The organism is Zhenhengia sp. (assembly GCF_046966505.1).
In the GTDB taxonomy this organism is placed as follows: domain Bacteria; phylum Bacillota; class Clostridia; order Lachnospirales; family Cellulosilyticaceae; genus Zhenhengia; species Zhenhengia yiwuensis.
In genome coordinates this window covers 225473-250167 of sequence record NZ_JBKVCH010000003.1, presented here as the reverse complement: position 1 = coordinate 250167, position 24695 = coordinate 225473, and the positions used below count along the sequence as shown (strand labels likewise).

The window sequence follows — 24695 nt, the reverse complement described above, 5'->3', positions numbered from 1 at the left end:
GAGTCATTCTTTTGTATTCAGTTCGTGATTATTAATTCCCCTCGAATGGATGCTTTAGAGTGCCTCGTCTTTAATATTATATAAAAAATAAGAGGGAAGATATTTTATGAATCATGCGAGTAAATACTTATATTACAACAGACCAGCTACAAAATGGAATGAAGCATTGCCTTTAGGCAATGGCAGACTAGGGGCCATGTTATTCGGGGGAATAGATGTAGCACGTATAGATTTTAATTTAGATACTTTATGGTCCGGAGAAGGCAGAAATAAAAGCAACCCTTCAGATAAGAAAGATTGGAACGCTATAAGAACTGCTATTTTAGAGGAAGATTATAAAGCAGCTGAGAAAAGTCTTCAAGAAAATATACTAGGAGACTGGTCAGAGGCTTACTTGCCACTAGCAACATTAACTTTAGAAAGAAGAGAAGAAAGATTTAGGGAAGATCTAGAAGGATACAGTAGAGGACTCGATTTAACTCAATCGCTGTATAAAGAAACTTATATAGAGGAAGGTATAAGTTATGAGCAGGAGGCATTTTGCTCAATAGAAGACAAAGTCTTTGTCTTAAAGCTTAAAGCATCTAAGACGGTACTTAACTTAAAGTTAAAGCTTAAGTCTCCATTAAAGGGTATAGTAGAAGGTGAGAAACAACATACTTTAATGCTAACAGGTCATGCGCCTACTTATGTGGCACCTAACTATTATCAATGCGAAGATCCAGTGGTATATAAGGAAGGAAAAGGAATAGCTTATGCTATGGGACTTAGGGTACAGACAACAGGATTAGTACATATAGAAGAAGATACAATACATATTGTAGACGCAGATGAAATAGTATTAATAAGTACTGCAACAAGTGATTTTGAGCAGGAAATAGGGTATAACCCTGCAAGTGTAGTAGCAGAGCAGTTAGAAAATATTTCTCATATGCCTTATGAAACACTTAGAGAAAGACATATAGAAGCTTATCAGCATTATTTTAATGCCATGCAGCTTGAACTTGGAGAAGCAAAAACAGATAGGACAACAGATGAAAGACTACGTTTATTTGAAGAAGAAGGATGTAAAGATACAGCACTTATTACATTACTCTTTAATTACGGACGTTATCTGATGATTAGTTCATCTATGCCAGGTACGCTCGCTGCCAATCTGCAAGGTATTTGGAATAGTGAAGTAAGACCACCTTGGAGCAGTAACTATACGCTTAATATTAATACACAGATGAATTACTGGCCGGCGGAAACGACTAACCTTTCTGAGTGCCATATTCCCCTTATTGAACTCATTAAAAAGCTGAGTAAGATGGGGCAAAAGGCTGCTAAAGAACTTTATGGGCTTGATGGATGGGTAAGCCATCACAATACAGATCCTTGGGGAATGGCTACACCTGTAGGACATTATGAGCAAAACTGCCCACCCGTATGTTATGCTTTCTGGCCAATGAGTTCGGGATGGTTATGTAGACACTTATGGGAGCATTATGTTTTTAATCAAGATGAGACTTTCTTAAAAGAAGAAGCCTTTCCTATTATTAAAGAAGCAGTTCGTTTTTATCTAGGCTATTTAGTACCTTACCAAGACTATTATGTGACTATACCGTCTACCTCACCAGAAAATACTTTTAAAGATGCTAAAGGTCATACTTATGCAGCCACGATAGCTTCCACAATGGATATAGCTATTTTAAAAGAGTTATTTGAGACTTATGAAAAAATCTGTACCCTTTTAAATGAACGAGATGAGCTTTTAGAAGAGGTAAAGGTTGCAAAAGAAAAACTGCCACCTTATCTAATTGGCAAACATGGTCAGCTTCAAGAGTGGCTTATGGATTTTGAAGAGTCTGATCAGCATCATAGACATGTTTCACATCTATATGGTCTGTATCCGGGAGATCAAATTACACCAGATCATACACCAGAGTTAGCAAAAGCCTGTGAAGTGACATTAGAAAGAAGAGGCGATGCAGGTACAGGTTGGAGCCTAGCTTGGAAGATTAATCTGTGGGCTAGACTAAAAAAAGGTGAAAGAGCACTAGATTGTATTAAGAAACAGCTTACTTATATTGGTATGGACGGTATTAATATGGGGGGGGGTGGAACCTATGCAAACCTATTATGTGCACATCCACCATTCCAAATTGATGGAAACTTTGGATTTACATCGGGTGTTTGTGAGCTTTTAATGCAGAGTCATACAGATGTGATTGAACTATTACCAGCATTACCTAAAGATTGGTCGCATGGTAGGGTGAAAGGATTAAAAGCCAGAGGTGGTTATACATTAGATTTTAAATGGCAAAATCATAAAGTAGTGCAGGTGACTGTACGTAGTTTAAAAGAGGGAAGCTGTACACTTAGGATAAATGGTGAACTTCATACATTACAGTGTCAAGCAGGAACAACAACTATTATTAACCTTTAGATTTGAAAGAAAAGAGGATATGAAAGATGAACAATTTATCAGAAAGATTAGTATCAGTAGTGCCATCTTCAAGACAGCTTAAATGGCATGAATTAAAGTTTTATGCCTTTATCCATTTTGGGATGAATACTTTCTACAATTCAGAATGGGGAACAGGTAAAGAAGATCCACAAAGATTTAATCCTACAGAATTAGATACAGATCAATGGTGTCATACATTAAAAGAAGCAGGGATGAAAGCTGTTATTTTAACTTGTAAGCACCATGATGGTTTTTGCTTATGGCCAAGTAAATATACAGAACATAGTGTAAAGAATAGTCCATACAAAGATGGAAATGGTGATATTGTAGGTGAAATGGCAGCATCTTGTAAAAAATATGGTCTTAAATTTGGTGTATACCTTTCACCTTGGGATATGCATGAACCTTGCTATGGTGATTCTCCAAAATACAATGAGTATTTTGTAAAACAATTAACGGAGCTTCTTACACAATATGGAGAAATCTTTAGTGTATGGTTTGATGGTGCATGTGGAGAAGGACCAAATGGTAAAAAACAAGAGTATGATTGGGAGCTTTATCATCAAGTCATCCGAGAGCATCAACCAGATGCTGTTGCAGCAATCTGTGGGGAAGATGTAAGATGGTGTGGGAATGAAGCTGGTCATTGCCGTAAAGCAGAATGGAATGTTGTACCTAGACGTTTAAGTAAACAGGAGACTATAGCAGAAAATAGTCAGCAAGAAGATAATACAGAATTTAGAGAACGTCCAATTACTCCAATGGATCAAGATCTTGGAAGCCGTGAAGTCTTAAAAGATGAAAAAGATTTAATCTGGTATCCAGCAGAGGTAGATACTTCTATTAGACCAGGTTGGTTTTATCATGAAAGTGAAAATGATCATGTCAAACCTTTAGAAAAATTAATTGAAATTTTTTATAATTCTGTAGGTGGCAATGCCTCTCTACTTTTAAATATACCTGTTGATACAAGAGGGCTTATTCATGAAGCAGATGTACAAAGACTTAAAGAACTTTCAAGTTATCTTAAAAAGACTTTTAAAGAATGTATTACTGAAAAAGCACATATTACATCTCTACATGCACAGGCTGAGTATCCGGTACAGCATGTAACAACTCGTAATGAAGATTACTATAAAGCACCAGATGGTACAGAAGCAGATACAATCTGCTTTGCATTTGACGACGTATATGAAATTAATCATATTGTTTTAGAAGAAGCTTTAGCACTTAGTCAAAGAATTGAAAAGTTTGAAATTTTAGCGGAGACTGAAGAAGGTGAAAAAGTAATCTATGAAGGAACAGTTGTAGGTAGTGCTAAGATTTGTAAATTTGAAGCTGTTAAAACTTCAAAAATTTGTATTAGAGTTTTAGAATCTAGAGTTTCTCCGACGCTTAGATTTGTTGGTATTTATACAGTGCAATAGAGGGAGCTTTGGGGAGTAAGAAAAGAGGAACAGAACTTGAACTATTTTTATAGTATGCCAAGCAGTGTAAGTGACGCACTTCATGAAAGAGGTGTGGATGTAGAACATTTATTATATTGTGTGAAGGCAGATCTAAATAAGGAAGGTCATTATGTGGATGTACATATGACATTTGATCAAGGAGCCCTGTATATATTACAGGGCTACGATGCTGTAGCACAAGATTATTTTCAGGTTGTAGATTATGAAGAAATCGATATAAAGAATATAGAGGATCTCTATATAGATAGACAAATTCATACTGCAAGGTTGATTGTTAGGGAAGAGAATAGGGAATATGAGATTGCACGTTTCTCATTAGGTAAAAGTGAGCAATTTGAACAGTTTAAAGACCGTCTTCTAAAAACCAAAAATAATGAGCCGATTGATGATACAGACCTTAAAAATAGAGAGGAATTTTGTCCTAAGTGTCATAATAGATATCCAAATAGGGAAAGGAAGGTATGCCCTAACTGTTTAGATAAAGGAAGTACATTTAAACGCCTCTTAGGTATGTATATGCGCTATAAGAAAGAGTTTATCTTTGTTATGGCTATGATTACAGCTAGTACCCTTTTTAATTTAATCACACCATACTTTAGTGCGCAGCTGCTTTATGATGAGGTACTTACTAAGGGTGGTAGTTGGTATGGAAAAGTAACAGCTATTGTATTATTAATTGCAGGGATACGTTTTATAGGTATTGTGCTGTCAGCCATTTATGGTATTGTACTTGCACGTATGACACCAAAGATTACAAGAGATATTAAGGTAGAGATTTTCTCAAAGCTACAGACTTTACCAGTAGGATTCTTTTCAAGTAAACAGACAGGATCCCTTATGGCACGTGTAGATCAAGATGCTACTAATATTTATTGGTTCTTTGTAGATGTAGTACCTTATGCTATCGTAAGTATTGTAACCATCATTGGATTACTTGGGCTTATGCTCTTTATTAATGTATGGATTACGATTGTGATGTTTACAGGAGTTATGATTACAGTAGTCATCTTAAAACGTTTTAGAAAGAAACAGCGTAAGCTCCATAGAAGGAAGCATCATGCTGTAAGGGCAACGAATGCACTGATTAGTGACTCTTTAAATGGGCAGCGTGTTGTTAAAGCTTTTGCAAAAGAAGATCAGGAAATAGGTAGATATACTATTAAGAATCAAGAGTTTTATGACGTGAGCCTTCATTTAGGTGAAAGATCCGCTAATATGTTTCCATATGTACGTATGATTTCAAGAGCTTCTGACACAGCTGTTCTAGCTATTGGTGCCTTCTCTATTCTTTATGGCAATTTGACTTTAGGAAGCCTATATGCACTCTTTTCCTATACAAGTATGATTCAGAATTCTATTACTTTCCTTGCTAATATGGGGGATAGATGGGCAAGATGTATTGATGCTGCCTCTAGAATGTTTGAAATACTTGACACTTTTCCTTCTTTAAGGGAAGCAGCTGAGCCGATTCAAAGAGATGTACTAGAAGGGGATATTGTACTAGATAATGTAAGCTTTGAATATGAAGTGGGTAGACCAATATTAAAACATATCTCTTTTAATATTGAAAAAGGTCAGATGTTTGGGATCGTAGGTAAGACTGGAGCAGGGAAATCCACACTTATTCACCTGATGTCCAGACTGTACGATACAACAGAAGGTACCATTACAATAGATGGCGTACCGATTAAGCAACTTTCTTTTGAAAGTTTACGTAAAAATATAGGTATTGTGTCTCAAGAAACTTATTTATTTATAGGAAGTATAGCAGAGAACATTAAATATGCTAAACCAGATGCAACAATGGAGGAAGTTATTTTTGCAGCTAAAGCAGCATATGCGCATGACTTTATTATGAAGCATGCAGAAGGGTATGATACGATTATTGGTTCTGGTGGCGTGAATTTATCTGGTGGAGAGAAACAGAGACTTTCTATTGCAAGAGCGATTTTACAGAAGCCTTCTATTCTTATTCTAGATGAAGCAACGGCTGCTATGGATACACAGACTGAAAGAAAAATTCAGGAAGCTATCGAGAACTTAAAAGAAGGCCGTACAATTATTGCCATTGCCCACCGTTTATCTACTTTAAGGGATGCAGATAAACTAGCTGTTATTGAAAACGGTGAACTCTTTGAAATGGGTACTCATGAAGAGCTTATAGAAAAGCAAGGCAAGTATTACGAGCTGCATAAGTTGCAGACTGAAGCGATCAAGTTTATAGAAGAAGGGTGATAATATGTTTATAGATGCCACAAAAGTCAAATTTGAAACGCTAGAAAATGGTTTTTTAAAATTAACTTTAGAAGATAAAGTTTATGATAAAGTAACACTAACGAGACTTTTACCCTACAGTCAGGAAGAGGCTTATATTGCAGTGATACAAAATCAAGAAGAAATTGGTATTATTAAAGATTTAAGTGAACTTGAATCTAAAGAATATGATCAAGTTATTAAACATCTTAATTATAAATACTACATACCAGAGATCACAAAAATCAATAGTGTAAAAGAGAAAATGGGATTTCTTTACATTAACCTTGACACAAAAGGTGGGGAGAAAGAAATCTGTATTGCAGACTTTGTAAGTAATATTAGGCTGATTAAGGAAAATCTTCTCAGTATTACAGATGTAGAAGGTAATAAGTACCGTATGAGCAATATCCAAAAGTTAGATAAGGACAGTAGACAAAAAATAGATGTTTTCTTATAGATGAAGTGCTTGGGGAGGGTAAATAAAAATGAAATTAAAGTTTAATCTAAGCCCTGAAATTGAAAAGTCTTTAGAGGAAGACATCATTTATGCACTTCCTTACGATTTGGATTTTGAAGGGGAACAAGTAGACGGGTTCTTAGTTGTAACCCAAACTAAATTGCACCTTTTTAAAGCGCATATGTTAGATAAAACATATAGTTTAGAAGCATTAAAGGACTATGAGGTAGAGCAGTTTATTGGAAGTGGTGCGCTTAAAGTAACTTATGAAGGGGAAGGCGCGAGGATTTGTGCCTTTACCCCTAAATGGTTTAGACGTTATGCAGAACTTGCTAAGATGCTTAACTACTATGCACAAAATAAAGTACATAGTGACTATGATGAAAAAAAGGATGAGTACATTTGCGAAAAATGTGGTTATCCACTTTTAAATGGAAGTACACATTGTTTCAGGTGTCAGAAAAAGAGTACAGTACTGATTAAGATGATGGAGCTTTGTAAGCCTTATAAAAAGTTACTCGTTGGTTCTATTGTAGTCACACTATGTGTGGAACTGTTATGGATTATCAATCCTTATATATTAAGACTTGTTATTGATGGTTATATTGTACCACGTAACCAGGATCCTATAGGGCTTATGCAACTTATATTCGTTTACCTTGGTATCTTTATGACGATTTCCATTTTAGAAAGATGTACTATGAGGTTAACCAATGAACTTTCGAATAAAGTAGCAAAAGAGCTAAGAGGTATGGTATTTGAAAAAATACAAGCCTTATCGCTTAAAGATGTATCTAACCGTACAGTAGGTGAACTGATGAACAGAATGGGGCAAGATACAGAGAAAATCCAAAACTTTATTGCAGAGTATGGAAGAGACGTTATTATTAGGGGATTTTCTTTAATTGTATTAAGTATTATTCTGTTTGTAACAGATTATCGTCTAGCTATTTTAGTGCTTTTACCACTTCCACCTGTGTTATGGATGGTTTCTAAACTTCAGAATACCATTGAACTTAAATACTGGAAACAGTGGCGTAAACATGGGCAATCTAGTAGTTTGCTACATGATATTTTAAGTGGTATTCGTGTTGTTAAAGCTTATGGAAACGAAGAGATAGAAGTTGAACGTTATACAAAAGCTGCAGATAAAGTAAGCGAAGCTATGATTAGTGCAGAAACTTTTTGGTCTAAGACATTTCCATTCCTAGGTTATCTTATTACACTTGGTGAGTTTCTAGTTCTTTGGTTTGCAGGAAATTTAATTTTGAAGAATCAGATGCAAATTGGTGAACTTATTCAGTACACCACTTATGTATCTATGATTTATGTACCGCTTAGATGGTCTATTCAATTGCCTCGTGTACTAGCTGATACTATGGTTAGTGGAGGGAAAGTTTTTGAATTACTTGAACAGGAAAGTGAGCTTGTAGAAGATAAGCAAGCTGTTGAGCATACTATTCATGGGGATGTAACTTTTAATCAAGTAGGTTTTGGCTACACTGTATATGAGCCTGTTTTAAAGAATGTGAGTTGTCAGATTAAGGCAGGGGAGATGATAGGAATTGTAGGCGCTTCGGGAGAAGGTAAGTCTACGCTTATCAACTTACTTATGAGACTCTATGATGTAACAGAGGGAAGTATTGAAATAGATGGCATTGACATTAGAAAGTTTTCTCAAAAATCTCTAAGAAGTCAAATAGGGGTTGTGCTCCAGGAGACGTTCCTATTTGAAGGTACTATTTTAGATAACATTGCTTATTCTAAGCCTAATGCAACTTTTGAAGAAATTATAGAAGCTGCTAAAATTGCTAATGCCCATGAGTTTATTGTAAAATTACCAGATGCTTATCATACGGTAATCGGTGAGAGAGGTTATACTTTGTCGGGAGGTGAAAGGCAGAGAGTGGCGATTGCAAGAGCTGTGCTCCATCACCCTAAAATTCTTATACTGGATGAAGCGACATCAGCACTGGATACACAGACTGAAAAGAAAATACAAGAAGCATTAGATAGAGTCATTGAAGGTAAGACAACCTTTGCCATTGCCCATAGACTTTCAACACTTAAGAAGGCAGATCGCTTAATTGTACTTAATAAAGGAACTATTGAAGAAATAGGTACTCATGAAGAGCTTATGAAAAATGAGTCTGTATATTATAACCTTGTTATGGCACAAAGACAGACTGCACATATTAAACAGTAATGAAATCAAATAAACACAAAGAGGGGAAAATAAAATGAGTAATAGACCTAATATCGTTCTCATTGTAGACGACCAACATAGGGGAGACTGTCTAGGAATAGCAGGACATCCTGATGTTAAAACACCCTATTTAGATAGTTTAGCTATGCGTGGTACCTTATTTGAAAATGCTTATTCAGCATGTCCGACATGTATTCCGGCAAGAGCTGCACTTATGACGGGGATGGCACAGGAAAATCATAAACGTGTAGGCTATAGAGATGGTGTGGCATGGGATTATGAACATACATTAGCAGGCGAGCTTAGTAAAGCTGGCTACTATACACAATGTGTAGGGAAAATGCATGTAAGCCCACTTCGTAATTTGCTAGGCTTTCATCATATTGAGCTTCATGATGGTTACTTACATCATAATCGCTATGCTAATGTACCTTACTATGAAAGTCAAAAGGTGGCAGATGATTATCTTTATTGGCTGAAAGAAGAAAAAGGCATTAGCTGTGATGTGACAGATACAGGACTTGAATGCAATTCATGGGTAGCAAGACCATGGATGTATGAGGAACAAACTCATCCAACGAACTGGGTTGTTAACCGTTCATTAGATTTCTTAAGAAGGAGAGATAGAAGTAAACCATTCTTTCTTATGACGTCTTTTGTAAGACCTCATCCGCCATTTGATGCACCAAATTATTACTTTGACCTTTACAGACATAAAGAGCTTCAGCCACCTCATATTGGAGACTGGGCTGATACTGAAACATATAAGAGATGGGGGAGAGTATTTGATTCTTCAGAAGGTATTGCAGATCCAGAACTTGTAAGGGAAGCACAAATTGGTTACTATGCATGTATTACACATATGGATCATCAAATTGGTAGACTTATTCAAGCCTTAATTGAAGAAGGTGTTTACTATAATACAGTTATTTTATTCGTTTCAGATCATGGTGAGCTTTTGGGTGATCATCATATGTGCAGAAAAACAAGACCGTACCAAGGTAGTATTAAAGTACCGTTTATCTTATCAGGTCCAGAACACCTAGTAGGACCAGGTGGCAGACGTGAACAAAAGTTGGTAGAACTTCGTGATATTATGCCAACTTTATTAGACTTTGCAGATGCGCCTATTCCAGATAGTGTAGATGGAGAAAGTGTGCGTAATTGTAAAGAAAAAGAATGGCGTAAAGTGCTTCATGGAGAACATTCTGGTGGACATATGGGGAATCATTACCTTGTAAGTGAGCAGTATAAATATATTTGGTATACACAAAGTGGCAAGGAACAATTCTTTGATTTAGAAAAAGATCCCTATGAGTTACATAACTTAATAGTAGATGAAAATTATCAAACACATATTACAGCATTTAGAGAAGAAATGATTAAAACTTTAAAAGATAGACCAGAAGGTTATGTGCAAGAAGGTAAACTTCAAAAAGGTTGTGAAGAAAGAACTATATTATAGAAGAAGCTACTATGTTTTCATAGTAGCTTCTTCTATAATATATTATTTATTTCTTACAAGAGATACAGACTGGGCAATGTCTCTTAAAGATGCATCTCCATAGATTTTAATTAATAACTCTATTTGTTGTAATACTTCACGAATGTTTCCCGATACGCTCATGACTAAACTCTCCTTCAAATTTCATGTTATAAAAAGATTATAGCATAAATCGAACAAGTGTTCTATAGTTTTTTTGACAAGAAATAAAAAAATCTGATATAATAAATTGTATAACATAGATAAAGGAGATTTGACATGATTACATTAAAACAGCTTAAAGATGAGATACTTGTTTATGATATTATTAATTTTATAGATGAAGAAGGTAAGCATATTGAATGCGTAGAAGTAACGCTTACAGATCGTGTTATAGATGTGTATATGGATACAAAGGAAGTTAATATTGGTATTATTGCTAAGAAAATTCTAGAACAAGGTTTATATAAAGAAGATTAAAATAAGAAAGAGGTTCTGCTTGACATTTATATATGTAATATCATATAATAAAGAAGCAGTTAATATGTATTTATAAATTTCACATGTTGTTAGAGATTATATAATGCTTATTTCGTGCTTATCTAATCTGTAATAACATGTGAATTTTTTAGTTTACTGTGAAATTTTATTAGGAGGTACCATCATGAACAAAGGTACAGTTAAATGGTTTAACGCAGAAAAAGGTTTTGGTTTCATTGCTAGAGAAGACGGTGACGATGTATTCGTACATTTCTCAGCAATCACAGGTGAAGGTTTCAAAACTCTTGAAGAAGGTCAAGCTGTAAGCTTCGATATTACTCAAGGACCACGTGGCGCTCAAGCAGAAAACGTAGTTAAATTATAATAATAATGATAAGAGGTAGGGCTTAGGCTCTACCTTTTTTTAGTGTTCACAGTATGTTTATTGTAGAATAGGTATGAATGTGATAAAATAGGCAAATAATGAGAACATTTAGAGATGGCTTACAGAAGAAGAGGTGAAATAGAGTGAGTTATTTATTCGGTCTTATTCAGAGTATATTTAGTATTGGATTTACCTTAATAACAATGATTTTTACAATTATTCTTGCGTTCGTTATCGCAGGAATAGCTGCTTTTAAAGGAAGAAGTCCTCTGTTTTGGGGGATATTAGGATTCTTTTTCCCATGGATTGTTTTTATTATGCCTTTTATACCAAGAAAAATGCCTAAGTTTGTAGGAGATTTAAAGTATCATGAAGCATTTAGAGGGAAAAATCCGGTTGTAGCATCTATTATGGCGTTATCAGCTATTGTCGCAAAATCAGATGGTAGTATTAGCCGAGAAGAAATTAAAGTGGTTAAACAATTTGTTGTAAAAACTTTTGGCTTATCTTATGAAGAACTTAATGACTATGCAGGTGCATTTGAGTATGGTAAAGATCATCCTGAGCAATATAAGGAATTTACGCATGTGATTACAAGCTATTACAGCAGAAAAGATATTTTAGTTGCTATAGCTTATTTACTCGTAAAAATTACAATGCAGGATGGGACAAGCATCTCAGTAGCAGAAGATGAGCAAGTACGTAGTATTTTAGCTGAACTAGGTATTAGTAGGTATGAATATGAGAGTATTAAAGCCTCCTTTAGACAAGAGCAGTATAGCTATGGTTATAGTAACTATAGTCAGTATGGTTATAATCAGTCAAATAGTAGTGGTTTCCATACGCAGGGGACGCAATCTCTTACAAAGAAGTATGCGGATGTGCTTGGTGTGGATGAAAATGCTAGTTTATCTGAGATTAAAAAAGCTTATAGAAAGTTAGTAAAAGAGTATCATCCAGATAAGATGGCTGCAGAAAGTATGCCAGAGGATTATGCTAAATTTGCTAATCAGAAGATTATTGAGATTAATGAAGCTTATGAGTACCTGAAAAATTTACGTGAAAATGGATAGAAATTTTAAAGAGGTGTGCAGTAAAAATTCTGTACACCTCTTTAAAATTTAAGGAAAACTTTACAGCTTGATAAAACTTTGATAAAATTTATACGTTGTAATAAGTATGTAATAAATTTAATATTAACAAAATAATTTTAGGGACTAGAGAAGGAACGCACATGAAGGACTTTTTAATAAATATAAAATCAAGTAAGCATACATATAAGATTATAGCTGGCATTGCAGTTGTAGGTTTAACATTTGGGATAATAGGAATGCAAAATAATTCCTATGCCATTTCTGTAGATGGTGAAGTTGTGGGTGTTGTAAAAACAAAAGAAGAGGCACAAGCAGCCTTCGAGAATATTGTAACGGAACTTAAGGATCAAAAGGGCGTAGATATTGCTATTAAAGAAACAGTAACTGTAGAGCATGTTAATAGTAAAGTAAAAGAAATTGAGACACAAGATATTTTAGAAGCAACTTTAAAGGATACAATCAGCTATGAAATAGAGGCATATGAAATTCTGGTAGATGGTGAAGTGAAAGCAGTTGTAGAGACTCAGAAAATAGCAGAGCGTATTTTGTCTGATATTGCTAAAATGCATCTACCAGAAGGCTCCGGAGTAGAGCTAGATGTAAAAAAAATAGAAGAAGTTAATGAGACATCTGGTTCAGGGCAGGTAGAGGTGACAGAATCTATAGAAGCAACTAAGTTAGAACCAGCTACTATACAGACAGTACAAGACAATGGGAAAGGAGAAAATGCATTAGCGACTGAAAATGAAACTTCTCCTATTGAGGTTTTAGAAGTTAAAGATGCACTTAAAGAACCAGAGGTTAAGTCGGAGGTAAAAGTAGGTACTGTAGACAAAAAAGAAGAAGAGAAGGAAGAGCCTACAGAAGGACAGAAAATAGCACGTGAGCTTACAGAGTTTGACTTTAATGAAGAAGTTATTGTAAGAAGTACATATATTGATGAAGAGCAAATTCTAAGTGAAGAAGAAGCTAAAAATATTCTTTTAGGTAATACAGAAGAAATTGTAGAATATGAACTTAAAGAGGGCGATAATATTTGGGATATTGCCATTAAACATGGTACAACTATGGACCACATTTTAGAAATCAATCCGCAGATTGAAGATGAAACACGTATGCAGATTGGAGAGGTTATTAAGTTAGAGGTACCAGATCCTATTTTATCTATTTCTACAACGGAGCAAGCTACTTTTAAAGAACTTATTCCAGCAGAGATAGAGTATGTAGAATTCTCAGACCTTTATAAAGATGAGACTAAAGTTTATCAAGAAGGATATGATGGCGTAAAAGAGATTACAGTAGATGTACATAAAGTAAATGGTAAGGAAGTAAGTCGTGATTTAATTACAGAAAAAGTACTTAAAGAGCCGAAAACAAAAGTTATTGCTTTTGGTACAAAAGAAAAGCCAAAACCAACAAGTACAAGTACCAATAAAAAACCAAGTTCATCTGCGTCAAGTAGTAATTCAGGTATGTTCATGCATCCATTAAATGGTGGGGGTACCCTAACTTCAAATTATGGAAGCAGATGGGGATCATTCCATAGAGGACTTGATATTGCAGCATCTGCAGGAACACCAATTTATGCGGCGGCATCAGGAACAGTTACTTATTCAGGATATAATAATGGTGGATTTGGTAAACTGATTATCATTGACCATAATAATGGTTACCAAACTTACTATGCACATTGTAGTAGTTTATATGTACAAGTAGGGCAAAAAGTATCTAAAGGCCAAAATATTGCTGGAGTAGGAAGTACAGGTAATTCCACAGGTAATCATGTTCACTTTGAAATCAGAAGTAATGGGACACCAATTAATCCATATAACTATGTATATTAATATATAAATAAAACAGGCAGCTTATTATCAGCTGCCTGTTTTTTCATTATCATACATATGCTCATTTGTAATTTGACCTTGGTCCATAGAGACAATACGGTCAGCTACTTTCTTAGCAAACTCCATATCGTGTGTAATAATCAACATGCTCATACCTTTGACTTTTAAACTTTTAATAAGATTGGCTACATCATCTGTCAGTGCTGGATCAAGAGCAGAAGTAGGTTCATCAAAACACATGAGTTTGGGATTAAGTGCTAAAGCACGCCCGATAGCAACACGTTGTTTCTGGCCACCAGAAAGTTCATAAGGATAACTGTTAGCTTTATCTGATAGACCTAAAAAACCTAAAATATTTAGAGCATCTTGAGTAGCCTTTTCTTTTGCAATGCCTAATACACGGGTAGGAGCTTCAGTTATATTTTCTATTACAGAAAGGTGTGGGAAAAGATTGAAGTTTTGAAAGACTAAGCCAATGTTTCGGCGAATAGCTTTTAAATCTTGTTTACTGGCATAGCGCCCATCTTTTAAGAGATAATTATTTCCCAGGCAAATAGAGCCTGATTCACATTTCTCAAGATAATTAATACTACGTAAGAGTGTAGTCTTTCCACCCCCTGAAGGCCCCACTACAACAAGGATTTCACCAGGATAAATATGAAGGTTTACACCTTTTAGAACGGCATTAGAGCCAAAGCTTTTATATAAGTTTTCAATATGTAGCATAGAGGACCTCCTTATTGGTAGTAATCATATTTTTTTTCTATAACAGTCATAATTTTAGATAAAATAGCTGTAAGGATGAGATAAACAATAGCAATGATAATAAGTGGTATTAAGGAAGAATCGCGATTGCAGGCAATTTTTCCAACCTTTAAGAGCTCATCAAGTCCAATAATGTAAACGAGAGCTGTATCTTTAATAAGTGTGACAACTTCGTTGCCTACAGGGGGCAATACACGCTTTAATGCCTGTGGAAAGATAATATGAAAGAAAGTCTCTCTACCAGAAATTCCAAGAACTTCTGCGCCTTCATACTGTCCTTTGTCAATAGAGGTAATGCCAGCTCTAAAAATCTCTGCAAAGTAAGCACCATAATTAAGAGAAAAGGCAAAAAGGGCAGCTGGGAAACGGTCAAAAGTAATTCCTATAAGAGGAAGGCCAAAGAATACAAATACAATTTGAAGTAAAAGGGGAGTTCCGCGTATTACTACAATGTAAAGACTTGTAAGTGCCTTAACTAGTTTAAAACGGGATAGTCTCCCAAGTGCAAGTAGAATACCTAAAGGTATAGAAAAGATGAGGGTAAGTGCAAAAAGCTTTAGGGTAATCTCTAAACCTTCTAGTACTTGCGGCATAAGTAAAAGTGTATATTCAAAAATGTTGTTAATCATGTCCATAAAGGTTCCCCCTTAAAAATTAAATTTATTTACTCACATCACTGCCAAACCATTTTTCAGAGATTGCAGTAAGTGTACCGTCTTCCTTAAGATCGTTATAAGCTTCGTTAAAAGCCTCTACAGCTGATGTGTCGCCTTTACGGAAGCCAACACCATATTCTTCAGCACCAAAGTCTTCATCTAAAATACGATACTTGTCAGACCCTTTTAAGCTTATATAATAACGTATGACAACTTCATCAGCTACAACAGCATCAATACGACCAATATCAAGATCCATAAGGGCCTGATTGTTATCTTCATAAGTTGTAGCTTTACCACCATCAAATGACTTATAGAGTTCAGTTTCTTTTTCCATTGCTGTAACAGCACTAGATTCACTTTGAGCCCCTATTTTCTTACCAGCAAGATCTGCTTTAGACTGTATAGATGAATCTGCCAGTACAACTACAATTTGTTTATTATCTAGATAAGGCAAGGAAAAATCTACTTTTTCTTTACGTTCTGGTGTAATCGTATAGCCGTTCCAAATTAAATCGATATTGCCAGCAGAAAGTTCAGCTTCTTTCATAGACCAGTCAATAGGTTGGAGGGTAACTTCTTTGCCTAACTTTTTACACATAGCAGTAGCTAAATCTACGTCATATCCAGTTAGATTTCCATCTATATCTCTAAATCCGAGTGGTGCAAACGTATCGTCAAGACCGATAACCCAAGTATCTTTATCCACTATGGAAGAGGCTTTGTCAGAAGTAGTGTTGTCTGGTGTATTAGAGCAAGCTGCAAGACCTAGACTTAGTAATCCTATAAAAGATATAGTAAATAATTTCTTTACTAATTTTTTCATTATAAATCCCCCTTAATATAAATATATAGAATAATTAATTTAAACAATTTAGTATAGCAAAACTTTATCACATTAAAGTGAAGAAGTCAATGATTATTCAAAAAAATTTAAGAGCATAAAAAAAGACTTCTTACAAGTATAGAAGTCTTTTTTGTATTTTATAATTTAATTTTAATCCAGTTACCTTCAGAGAAACGGATGATATTAAGAATAAGACGTAGCCCCTGATCAAGAAGTAGTGCAATCCATGCCCCAAATAGTCCAAGTCCTAATGGGTAACAAAGAATATATGTAATAATAGGTCTAATAACTAAAATGCTGATAAAAGAAGTACGTGCTACGAATTTAGTATCTCCTGCCCCACGTAGTGAACCAGAAATGATAACTTGAGAAATCTGAAGAGGGGATACAGCTGCTACAATAAGCATAATGACACTTCCAAGAGCAATAATTTGTGGATCGTCTGTAAAAGCACCTATAAGAGGTGTACGTCCAAAAATATAACCTAATACTAAAATGGATGATAAGATAAGACCAATACGCTGAGCGGTTTTACCATAAATAATAGAAAGGTCTGAACGTTTTGCACCAAGGTGACGACCTACCAGTGAAGAAGCAGCCATACTCATACCATCCCCAGCACTGAAAGTCATATTTAAAATGTTATTGCAGATTTGATGTGTTGCAAAAGCAACTGTACCAAGACTCGTAATCATTTTAGTATAGGCTAGGAAACCTATACGCATACAGAGCTGTTCTACCATAGCACTGCTACTGATATTAAAAATACTTTTTAATATTTTAAAATCTAGTTTCCAACTATCTTTAAGATGAAGTTTAAGTGGTGTTTTAGAACGAATAATCCCATAGGTAGAAATACTAAAAGCTACTATATTGCCAAGTACAGTAGCAATACCAGCACCGGCTACACCAAGAGCTGGAAAGCCAAAATGTCCCCCAATAAGTAAAAAGTTGAATACAAGATTAACGAGGTTAGCGGTAATATTCGTATACATAGCAATCTTAGTATTACCTGCACCTCGTTGAGCAGCATTAATATTCAGACTAAGTGCGTTGAAGAACATACCAATAACAATAATTCTAAAGTAAATAGTAGCATCAGTAAGTGTGTCACTACCTGCTCCCATCCAGTTTAAAATAGGTCTAGCAAAAATAAACCCTATACAGGCTAAAAGAGCTGAAAGAATACCTACTAAGATAATAGACTGACGTAGAATTTTATTAGCACTTACATAGTCTTCCTCACCACATCTCCTTGCAACTAATGCCGTTACACCAATGTTAAGGGAAAAGATAATAGCAAGTAGAATAAAGGTAGGTTGCTGTGTAATCCCTACGGCAGCAATAGCTTCTGCACCAAGTATACCTACCATCATAGTATCCATAGCACCGACTAAACTAACCAGCACTCTTTCTACAGCAGATGGCCAAGCGAGATTAATCGTATTTTGATAAATCTGTTTAGAAGGTGGAATAGTACCAATTTGCTGAGCCGGTTTAATCATTTTTTCACAATTAAAAAAGTTAGATAAACTAAGTTCCATTGTATGTGACATCTCCCCAATAATACATAGTATAATTTAATATTTCAACTTATTAATATACTATAGATTACTATATATTACAATGAACATAAGTTAAGATTTAGATATTTTTAAGTAAGCATAATCTAAAGCAGATTCTAAATTGCTAAGGGATTTACCACCGCCTTGAGCAGAGAAATAACTGCCGCCACCACGGCCATCGATAAGGGTAATACTATCTTTCAGAAGGGTATCCATATTAAATTTCTTCAGCTCTTTAGAACACATAAAGATGAGATAGGCCTGCTCATCTAGCATAAGTCCAAGAAGGGCAATAGTATTTGGAGTAGCAGTAAGTTTAGAACCTAGCAACTGTACTTCTTTAAGTGTCCTATTTGAGAAGGACTTTTTGACAATGTGGCAATTGCGAATAATAGGGGCTTCTTCAAGTAAGCCTTTTACTTCGAATTCTGCAATTTTTTCTTTAAGCTTTCGGTTTTCGCTTATAAGGGTATTGGTATGTTGAGTAAGCGTTTCTACTCTAGTGAGAACATCTTGTTCATTGCCTTTAAGCATATGGCAAAGATGACGTACAAATTGGTCTTTAGAAAGGCTATCTGCTACACCGCGGTCCCCAGCAAGGAAGGTGATACGAAGATTTGTTTTATTCTTTTCCCATTTTATGAGTTTAATGAGCTGAACTTCTATGGTTGAAGAAGGATGTGTACCACAGCAAGGATTAATGTCTAGGTCTCCTATTTTTACAATACGAATCGGTTCGTAAGTTTTAGGAAGAGATTTTCTAATATTTAATTTTTTAAGCTCTTGCTTAGTAGGATAGAGGATTTCTACTTGAATATTTTCGTTAATAATAGCATTGGCAAGACGTTCTCCTTCTAAAAGCTGCTCAGATGTAAGCATTTTATCAATATCAATTGTACAGATTTCCCTACCTAAATGAAAGCTTACTGTGTTAGCCTCGAAAGCATCTAAAAGACAGGCCGATAGAATATGCTGAGCCATGTGTTGTTGCATATGATCTAGTCTACGTGCCCAGTCTAAACGGCATTTCGCCTTATGAATTTTAATTGGTTTTTTAGGGCTTACATGATAGATGGTGCCGTTTTCTTCATAGACATAAGTGATCGGTGAGTCTTCTATAAAACCTGTATCACTTGGCTGGCCACCGCCTTCGGGATAGAAAGCTGTTTGATCAAGAACAATATGAAAGTCTCCGCTTTTTTCAGTAATAGAAACTACTTCAGCAGTAAAAGTTTTTTGATAAGGATTAGTATAGTAAAGTTTTGACATGGTATAGCTCCTTTATTAATAATAAAAAATTGGTTATAGTAAATGTAAGTAATGTTATCAGTATAACAGGGTATAGGTATAAAGCGAAAGGTTATTGTTTTTTGAAGATAAGGTAGCTATAATAAAAGACTAGACAAAAGAGGATATCTAAGGAGGAAGGATATGAACTTAGAATTTTTAATAGGACCTTTAGTAGGTGGCTTAATCGGTTATATTACAAATGGCATTGCGATTAAAATGCTATTTAGACCACTAAGACCCCTTTATTTATTTGGGAAAAGAGTGCCTTTTACCCAAGGAATTATTCCAAAGGAAAGAGATCGTATAGCACATAGCGTTGGAGAAGTAGTAGCTAGAGAACTTATTAATCAAGAGACACTTAAAGAGAACCTTCTTTCACAAGAAATGTATACAAAAATAGAACGTGGTATAGAAGAATGGTTTATAAGTCAAAAGCAATCTAAAAAGACTGTAAGGCAGATACTTTGTGAAATGAGTACTCCTAAAGTTATTGAGGACTTATCAGATACATTAAAAGAAAAAGTTACAGATCTTTCTTATAAAAAGATAGTAGAGCTAGATATAGCAAGTAGTCTTTCAGAGTCGGCATGTAAAGAAATTAAGGGTCAACTTGGCATGTTTGCTATGTTTATGAATGATAGTATGATCGAAACTGCTAAATTAAAAATTGAAGAGCTTATTAACAAGATGATAGAAGAAAAAGCTGAAGATATGATTTATGATGTCATTGATAAAGAAGGTGATAAGCTTTTAGATGCATCTATTGAAACTGTTGCAGAGCATATAGAAGAATACTTGCCTAAGATTAAATATATTTTAATGAAGCAGTATACAGCTGTTGTAGAAACTCAGTTAGGAGATATGCTAGAGGGGCTAAATATTGAAAAGATTGTAGAAGATAAAATTAAAGCTTTTGATATGATAGAGCTTGAAAAACTTATTTTAGATATTATGGATAAAGAGTTAAAAGCAATTATATGGCTAGGTGCTGTACTCGGTGTTATCATGGGAACAATTATGAGTTTATTTTAGAAGAGAAGGATATGGGGCAAATGAGCGAATATAAAACAGCATTAGAAGAAGAAAAAAAGTATTTAGAACGTGTAACGGAATTCCTAGAAGAACAAATTCAAGGTTGTGGTATTGATATAAAAGGACAGAGAAAAAATCTTGTAGACATTAGAAGAGAAATGTATACAGAGGGCTCACGTTATACAGATGAGATGGACCGTATGGCTGAGCTTAATCAGTATATTACAATGGAAGCTGTTGAAAGCTCTCAGTATAAACATAAACTAGAAACACTAAAAAAATATGAAAAGATGATAGATAAACCTTATTTTGGACGTTTTGACTTTGCAGAAGAAGGTGAAGAGAAGGAATCTATTTATGTGGGCTATCATAATATCATGAATGATGATACTTATGAGGTATTAGCTTATGACTGGCGTGCACCTATTGCTAGTGTTTTTTATAGAAGTGAATTAGGACCTGCTAAATATATAGCACCTTATGGAGAAATTGAAGGAGAAGTATCTCTTAAGAGACAGTATGAGATTAAAAAAGGAGAATTAGAGTACTTCTTTGATTGTAGCTTAACGATTACCGATGAACTCTTACAGCAAGCATTAGGTAAAAATACATCCAGTAAAATGAAAAATATTGTGGAAACCATTCAAAAAGAGCAGGACCAGATCATAAGGGATAGGGAAAATGACCTTCTCATTGTGCAGGGCGTAGCAGGAAGTGGTAAAACATCTATTGCTATGCATCGTGTGGCCTTTTTGCTCTATGACAGATTAGAAAGTGGTTTAACACATAATCAGATTATGATTTTATCACCTAATCATCTTTTTGGAGAATATATTTCTAATGTTCTTCCAGAACTAGGGGAGGAAGATGTAGCTCACTTTACAGTAGAAGATATTTTTGAAAAATATTTTGGAAATCATTTACGTATACGTAATCGTAATAGTCAAATGGAATATATTATCGGAAGTAAGCATAGAAAAAAAGTAAGAGAAACAATTGCTTTTAAAGGTTCAAAAGCGTATATAGAACTTTTAGATCGTTTGGTGGATTACTGTGAAACACATATGATTAAATTTACGGATATTTATTATGATAAGGAACTTGTTGTAGATAAGGATACATTAAAAAAAGATTTCTTAGATAATGCCATTAATATGTCTATTGTTAAGAGGCTAAATCGTATCGAAAGAATTATACTTGAGAAAATTAAACCTTTAGAGAAAGAAAAAAGAAAAGAAGTACTAGAAGAAATTGAAGCTTCTGGTGCATATGCCTTTGAAGAAGAGCGTAGATGTAAGGAAGTACTTAATGAATTTAGACAAGAGGTATTCAATCAGCTGAATCGTTTTATAAGAGTTAATATTTTCTTTGTGTATAAAAGAATGTTTACAGATGAAAAGCTCTTTAATCAGTTAGCTAAAGGACTTGATATGCCATATAATGCTTTCCAAATGATGCGTTATAGCCTACGCGCTTTAAGACCAGAGTGTATACCTTATGAAGATGGAGTTGCCATACTTTACTTAAAGCTTAAAATAGAAGGTACTAATCTTTATCAAGGCATTAGACAGGTTGTTATTGATGAAGCACAAGATTATTATCCAATACATTACAAAGTATTTGGGGAGCTCTTTAAAGGTGCACAGTATACTGTTCTAGGAGATGTGTGTCAAACTATTGAAAAGGAGGCTAGCCATACGATTTATGATGATGCCATAGAACTTTTAAATCCTAAACGTGCACTTAAGCTAGAACTTAATAAAAGCTACCGTTCTTCTTATGAAATTAATCAGTTGGCTATTAACTTAAGAGAAGATCAAAAGGCTTGTATTGCTATTGAAAGACATGAAGAGGCTCCTCTTATGCAAAAAGCTAATAATGAGGAAGATTTAAATGAAAAGATAGTGAATCAGGTAAAGACTTATAAAGCAGCTGGACTTGAAAGTATTGCTATCTTGTGTAAAACAAAAGGTGAGGTACATGAAGCCTATGAAGCTTTAAAAGACCAGTTAGAGCTTAGTATTTTATCTTCAGATGATACGATACTTGAAAAAGGTATTCTCATTATGCCAATTTATATGGCAAAAGGATTAGAATATGATGGGGTCGTTGTTTATGATGCAAACGCTGAGAAGTATAAAGAAGCTTTTGATAAACAACTTTTATATATTGCAACTACAAGAGCACTTCATAGACTTTCCTTTATTTATAAAGGCCAGATAAGTCCTTTCTTAGAAGAAGCCATCAAGAAGGGAAGCATTGACAAGGCATAGAGGATGCACTAATATACTACTTGAAAAACTTAATAATTGTTAGAGGTGCTATTTACTAGCTTAATAGGGAAACAGATGCAATTGCTGTACGGTCCCGCCGCTGTGATGAGGAGAAACGATGATAAACCACTTTCTTAAAAAAGAAGGGAAGGGCATCGTTTTGATGATTCTAAGTCAGAAGACCTGCCTTTTAATAAAACACTATGAACTCTACGAGCGATGGAGGGTGTGCGAAACATAACTGAAAAACAGTTATGTATTTTAGCGTGCATGAAATCTCCCACTTGTAGTGGGAGATTTTTTTATAACTAAAAAAGGAGTTTGCCTATGGATACATATGTTGTAAAAGGTCAACAAGTATTGAGATATGGATATACCACAGGAAGCTGTGCAGCAGCTAGCGCTAAGGCTGCTACTAGAATGCTTTTGATGAATGAAGAAGTGAGTGAGGTTAAGCTTATAACCCCTAAGGGGATTACACTTTCGTTAGAAGTGTGTGATATAGAGAGAAGTCAGGATGCAGTCAGCTGTGCTGTTGTAAAAGATGCCGGAGATGATCCAGATGTAACGCATGGTATGAAGATTTATGCAAGTGTCAGAAGATGTAAGGGAGCTGGGGTCCATATTGATGGAGGGATTGGTATTGGCAGAGTCACTATGAGAGGGTTAGCGTGTCCTGTAGGGAGTGCTGCTATTAATCCTGTGCCTTACAAAATGATTGGAGAAGAAGTAAAAAAAGTATGTGATGAGGTAAGTTATAGTGGCGGGATAGAAGTTATTATTTATGCACCAGAAGGGGAAGAAGTAGCTAAGAAGACTTTTAATCCTAGATTGGGTATAGTAGGGGGGATTTCTATACTAGGAACAAGTGGGATTGTAGAACCTATGAGTGAAGCAGCTCTTATTGATACCATAAAAGCTGAATTAGATGTGCAGTATGCAGCTGGTAAAAAGTGCATTTTAATTTGTCCTGGTAATTATGGAGCGGACTTTGCAAGGGATAAGTTCGGGCTAGATTTAAATAAGGCTGTTAAATACAGTAATTATTTAGGTGAAGCTTTAGACTACATCGCTTATTTAGGCTTTGAAAAAGTTTTAGTTGTCGGGCATAGTGGTAAGTTAGTTAAGGTAGCAGCAGGAGTTATGAATACCCATTCTAGATATGCAGATGGTAGATTGGAAGTACTGGCTGCTCACGGAGCTTTATGTGGATGTAAAGCGAATATTATTAAGCGAATTATGGAAAGTGTAACAACAGAAGAAGCATTGAGACACTTGAAAGAAGCAGGTAGCTTTGAAAGTACCATGCAAAGTGTCATGAATAAAATAAAAATGCATATAGATTTTAGGGTACAGCATAAAGTAAATGTACAAATTATTATGTTTTCAAATGAAATGGGCGTTATTAGTAAGACTGATAAGGCATTAGAAATATTAAAAGACTATCAGATGGAGGAGTAGAAATGAAGGGAAAATTATACGGTGTAGGAGTAGGTCCAGGAGATCCAAAACTAATAACTTATAAAGCAGTAGAGACAATACAGAAATGTCAAGTTGTTGCAGTACCTAAATCAGGCAATTCAGAGCAGGTCGCATTAAATATAGCAAAAGAATTTATTAAGAATCAAACACTGATTGATTGCTATATGCCTATGATTCGTGATAAACAAGCCCTAAGAAAACAGCATGAAGAAGTAGTAAGTGAGTTTAAAGGATATTTAGATAAAGGGCAGGATATTGCTTTCTTAACATTAGGTGATCCTACTATTTATTCTACATATATGTATATTCATCGTCTTATAAAAGAGATGGGGTATGAAACAGAAATTATTCCTGGCATCTCTTCTATATGCAGTGTAGCTGCTGCTTTAAATGACTCTTTGTGTGAGGGAAGTGACTGTTTACATATTATCCCTGCTTCTTATAAGGGGAAGGAAGACTATTTGGATTTAGAAGGGACTAAGGTGCTTATGAAAACAGGTAAATCTATGGAGAAGGTTAAACAGCATCTGAAAGAAAAAGGCTTATATGAAAGAGCACGGGCAGTAGAATGTGCAAGTATGCCTAATGAAAAAATCCATGAGAGTTTAGATACAGTGGAAGAAAGTAGTTATTTTTCTGTCATTGTAGTAAAGGAGAGATAG

Annotated in this window: 19 protein-coding genes and 1 riboswitch; of the genes, 14 read left to right on the top strand and 5 right to left on the bottom strand. The window is 35.0% G+C overall.

The window, feature by feature from the left end; all coding sequences use genetic code 11:
• Positions 1 to 106: 106 nt before the first annotated feature.
• The 10 genes from ACLTBU_RS05250 to ACLTBU_RS05205 all read left to right on the top strand — a co-directional run bounded on the left by ACLTBU_RS05250 (position 107) and on the right by ACLTBU_RS05205 (position 14123).
• Positions 107 to 2428, top strand: a complete 2322-nt coding sequence (locus tag ACLTBU_RS05250; protein WP_412217975.1) for a glycosyl hydrolase family 95 catalytic domain-containing protein — start codon at positions 107 to 109, stop codon at positions 2426 to 2428.
• 26 nt (positions 2429 to 2454) lie between these two features.
• Positions 2455 to 3876 (top strand): alpha-L-fucosidase, encoded by a 1422-nt coding sequence (locus ACLTBU_RS05245; RefSeq protein ID WP_320649708.1) that lies wholly within the window; start codon positions 2455 to 2457, stop codon positions 3874 to 3876.
• Between the two features lie 36 nt (positions 3877 to 3912).
• Positions 3913 to 6153 carry an ABC transporter ATP-binding protein gene (locus ACLTBU_RS05240; protein ID WP_249331087.1) on the top strand — a complete coding sequence of 747 codons (2241 nt, stop codon included), beginning with the start codon at positions 3913 to 3915 and terminating at the stop codon, positions 6151 to 6153.
• A gap of 4 nt (positions 6154 to 6157) precedes the next feature.
• Positions 6158 to 6631, top strand: a complete 474-nt coding sequence (locus ACLTBU_RS05235; RefSeq protein ID WP_177671285.1) for a DUF1854 domain-containing protein — start codon at positions 6158 to 6160, stop codon at positions 6629 to 6631.
• A gap of 28 nt (positions 6632 to 6659) precedes the next feature.
• Positions 6660 to 8837 carry an ABC transporter ATP-binding protein gene (locus tag ACLTBU_RS05230; RefSeq protein ID WP_177671284.1) on the top strand — a complete coding sequence of 726 codons (2178 nt, stop codon included), beginning with the start codon at positions 6660 to 6662 and terminating at the stop codon, positions 8835 to 8837.
• 34 nt (positions 8838 to 8871) lie between these two features.
• Positions 8872 to 10302 (top strand): arylsulfatase, encoded by a 1431-nt coding sequence (locus ACLTBU_RS05225; RefSeq protein WP_320649704.1) that lies wholly within the window; start codon positions 8872 to 8874, stop codon positions 10300 to 10302.
• A gap of 297 nt (positions 10303 to 10599) precedes the next feature.
• The gene (locus ACLTBU_RS05220; RefSeq protein ID WP_177671282.1) at positions 10600 to 10800 is read left to right on the top strand and encodes a hypothetical protein; all 201 of its coding nucleotides are present in this window, start codon (positions 10600 to 10602) and stop codon (positions 10798 to 10800) included.
• Positions 10801 to 10984: 184 nt separating this feature from the next.
• Entirely contained in the window at positions 10985 to 11185 is a 201-nt protein-coding gene (locus ACLTBU_RS05215) for a cold-shock protein (protein ID WP_177671281.1), read from the top strand.
• 143 nt (positions 11186 to 11328) lie between these two features.
• Entirely contained in the window at positions 11329 to 12258 is a 930-nt protein-coding gene (locus ACLTBU_RS05210; RefSeq protein ID WP_249331089.1) for a DnaJ domain-containing protein, read from the top strand.
• 161 nt (positions 12259 to 12419) lie between these two features.
• Positions 12420 to 14123, top strand: a complete 1704-nt coding sequence (locus tag ACLTBU_RS05205) for a M23 family metallopeptidase (RefSeq protein ID WP_249331090.1) — start codon at positions 12420 to 12422, stop codon at positions 14121 to 14123.
• Positions 14124 to 14150: 27 nt separating this feature from the next.
• Here the strand turns inward: ACLTBU_RS05205 and ACLTBU_RS05200 are convergent, their stop codons facing one another.
• The 5 genes from ACLTBU_RS05200 to ACLTBU_RS05180 form a co-directional block, all read right to left on the bottom strand.
• Positions 14151 to 14849 carry an amino acid ABC transporter ATP-binding protein gene (locus tag ACLTBU_RS05200; protein WP_320649654.1) on the bottom strand — a complete coding sequence of 233 codons (699 nt, stop codon included), beginning with the start codon at positions 14847 to 14849 and terminating at the stop codon, positions 14151 to 14153.
• Between the two features lie 11 nt (positions 14850 to 14860).
• Positions 14861 to 15523, bottom strand: a complete 663-nt coding sequence (locus tag ACLTBU_RS05195; RefSeq protein WP_249331092.1) for an amino acid ABC transporter permease — start codon at positions 15521 to 15523, stop codon at positions 14861 to 14863.
• 25 nt (positions 15524 to 15548) lie between these two features.
• The gene (locus ACLTBU_RS05190) at positions 15549 to 16370 is read right to left on the bottom strand and encodes an amino acid ABC transporter substrate-binding protein (protein WP_249331093.1); all 822 of its coding nucleotides are present in this window, start codon (positions 16368 to 16370) and stop codon (positions 15549 to 15551) included.
• A gap of 158 nt (positions 16371 to 16528) precedes the next feature.
• Entirely contained in the window at positions 16529 to 17935 is a 1407-nt protein-coding gene (locus ACLTBU_RS05185; protein ID WP_412217970.1) for an MATE family efflux transporter, read from the bottom strand.
• A gap of 93 nt (positions 17936 to 18028) precedes the next feature.
• The gene (locus ACLTBU_RS05180; protein ID WP_412217969.1) at positions 18029 to 19225 is read right to left on the bottom strand and encodes an alanyl-tRNA editing protein; all 1197 of its coding nucleotides are present in this window, start codon (positions 19223 to 19225) and stop codon (positions 18029 to 18031) included.
• A 162-nt stretch (positions 19226 to 19387) separates the two neighbouring features.
• On the opposite strand from ACLTBU_RS05180, the gene ACLTBU_RS05175 reads away from it, so the two are divergent.
• The 4 genes from ACLTBU_RS05175 (at position 19388) to cobI (ending at position 24695) form a co-directional block, all read left to right on the top strand.
• On the top strand, positions 19388 to 20278 hold the full coding sequence (locus ACLTBU_RS05175; protein ID WP_412217967.1) for a DUF445 domain-containing protein: 891 nt from the start codon (positions 19388 to 19390) through the stop codon (positions 20276 to 20278).
• Between the two features lie 20 nt (positions 20279 to 20298).
• The gene (locus tag ACLTBU_RS05170) at positions 20299 to 22551 is read left to right on the top strand and encodes a HelD family protein (protein WP_412217964.1); all 2253 of its coding nucleotides are present in this window, start codon (positions 20299 to 20301) and stop codon (positions 22549 to 22551) included.
• Between the two features lie 26 nt (positions 22552 to 22577).
• Positions 22578 to 22757, top strand: a riboswitch (cobalamin riboswitch).
• Positions 22758 to 22878: 121 nt separating this feature from the next.
• Entirely contained in the window at positions 22879 to 24012 is a 1134-nt protein-coding gene (gene cbiD / locus ACLTBU_RS05165; RefSeq protein WP_249331098.1) for a cobalt-precorrin-5B (C(1))-methyltransferase CbiD, read from the top strand.
• 2 nt (positions 24013 to 24014) lie between these two features.
• The gene (gene cobI, locus ACLTBU_RS05160; RefSeq protein ID WP_412217962.1) at positions 24015 to 24695 is read left to right on the top strand and encodes a precorrin-2 C(20)-methyltransferase; all 681 of its coding nucleotides are present in this window, start codon (positions 24015 to 24017) and stop codon (positions 24693 to 24695) included.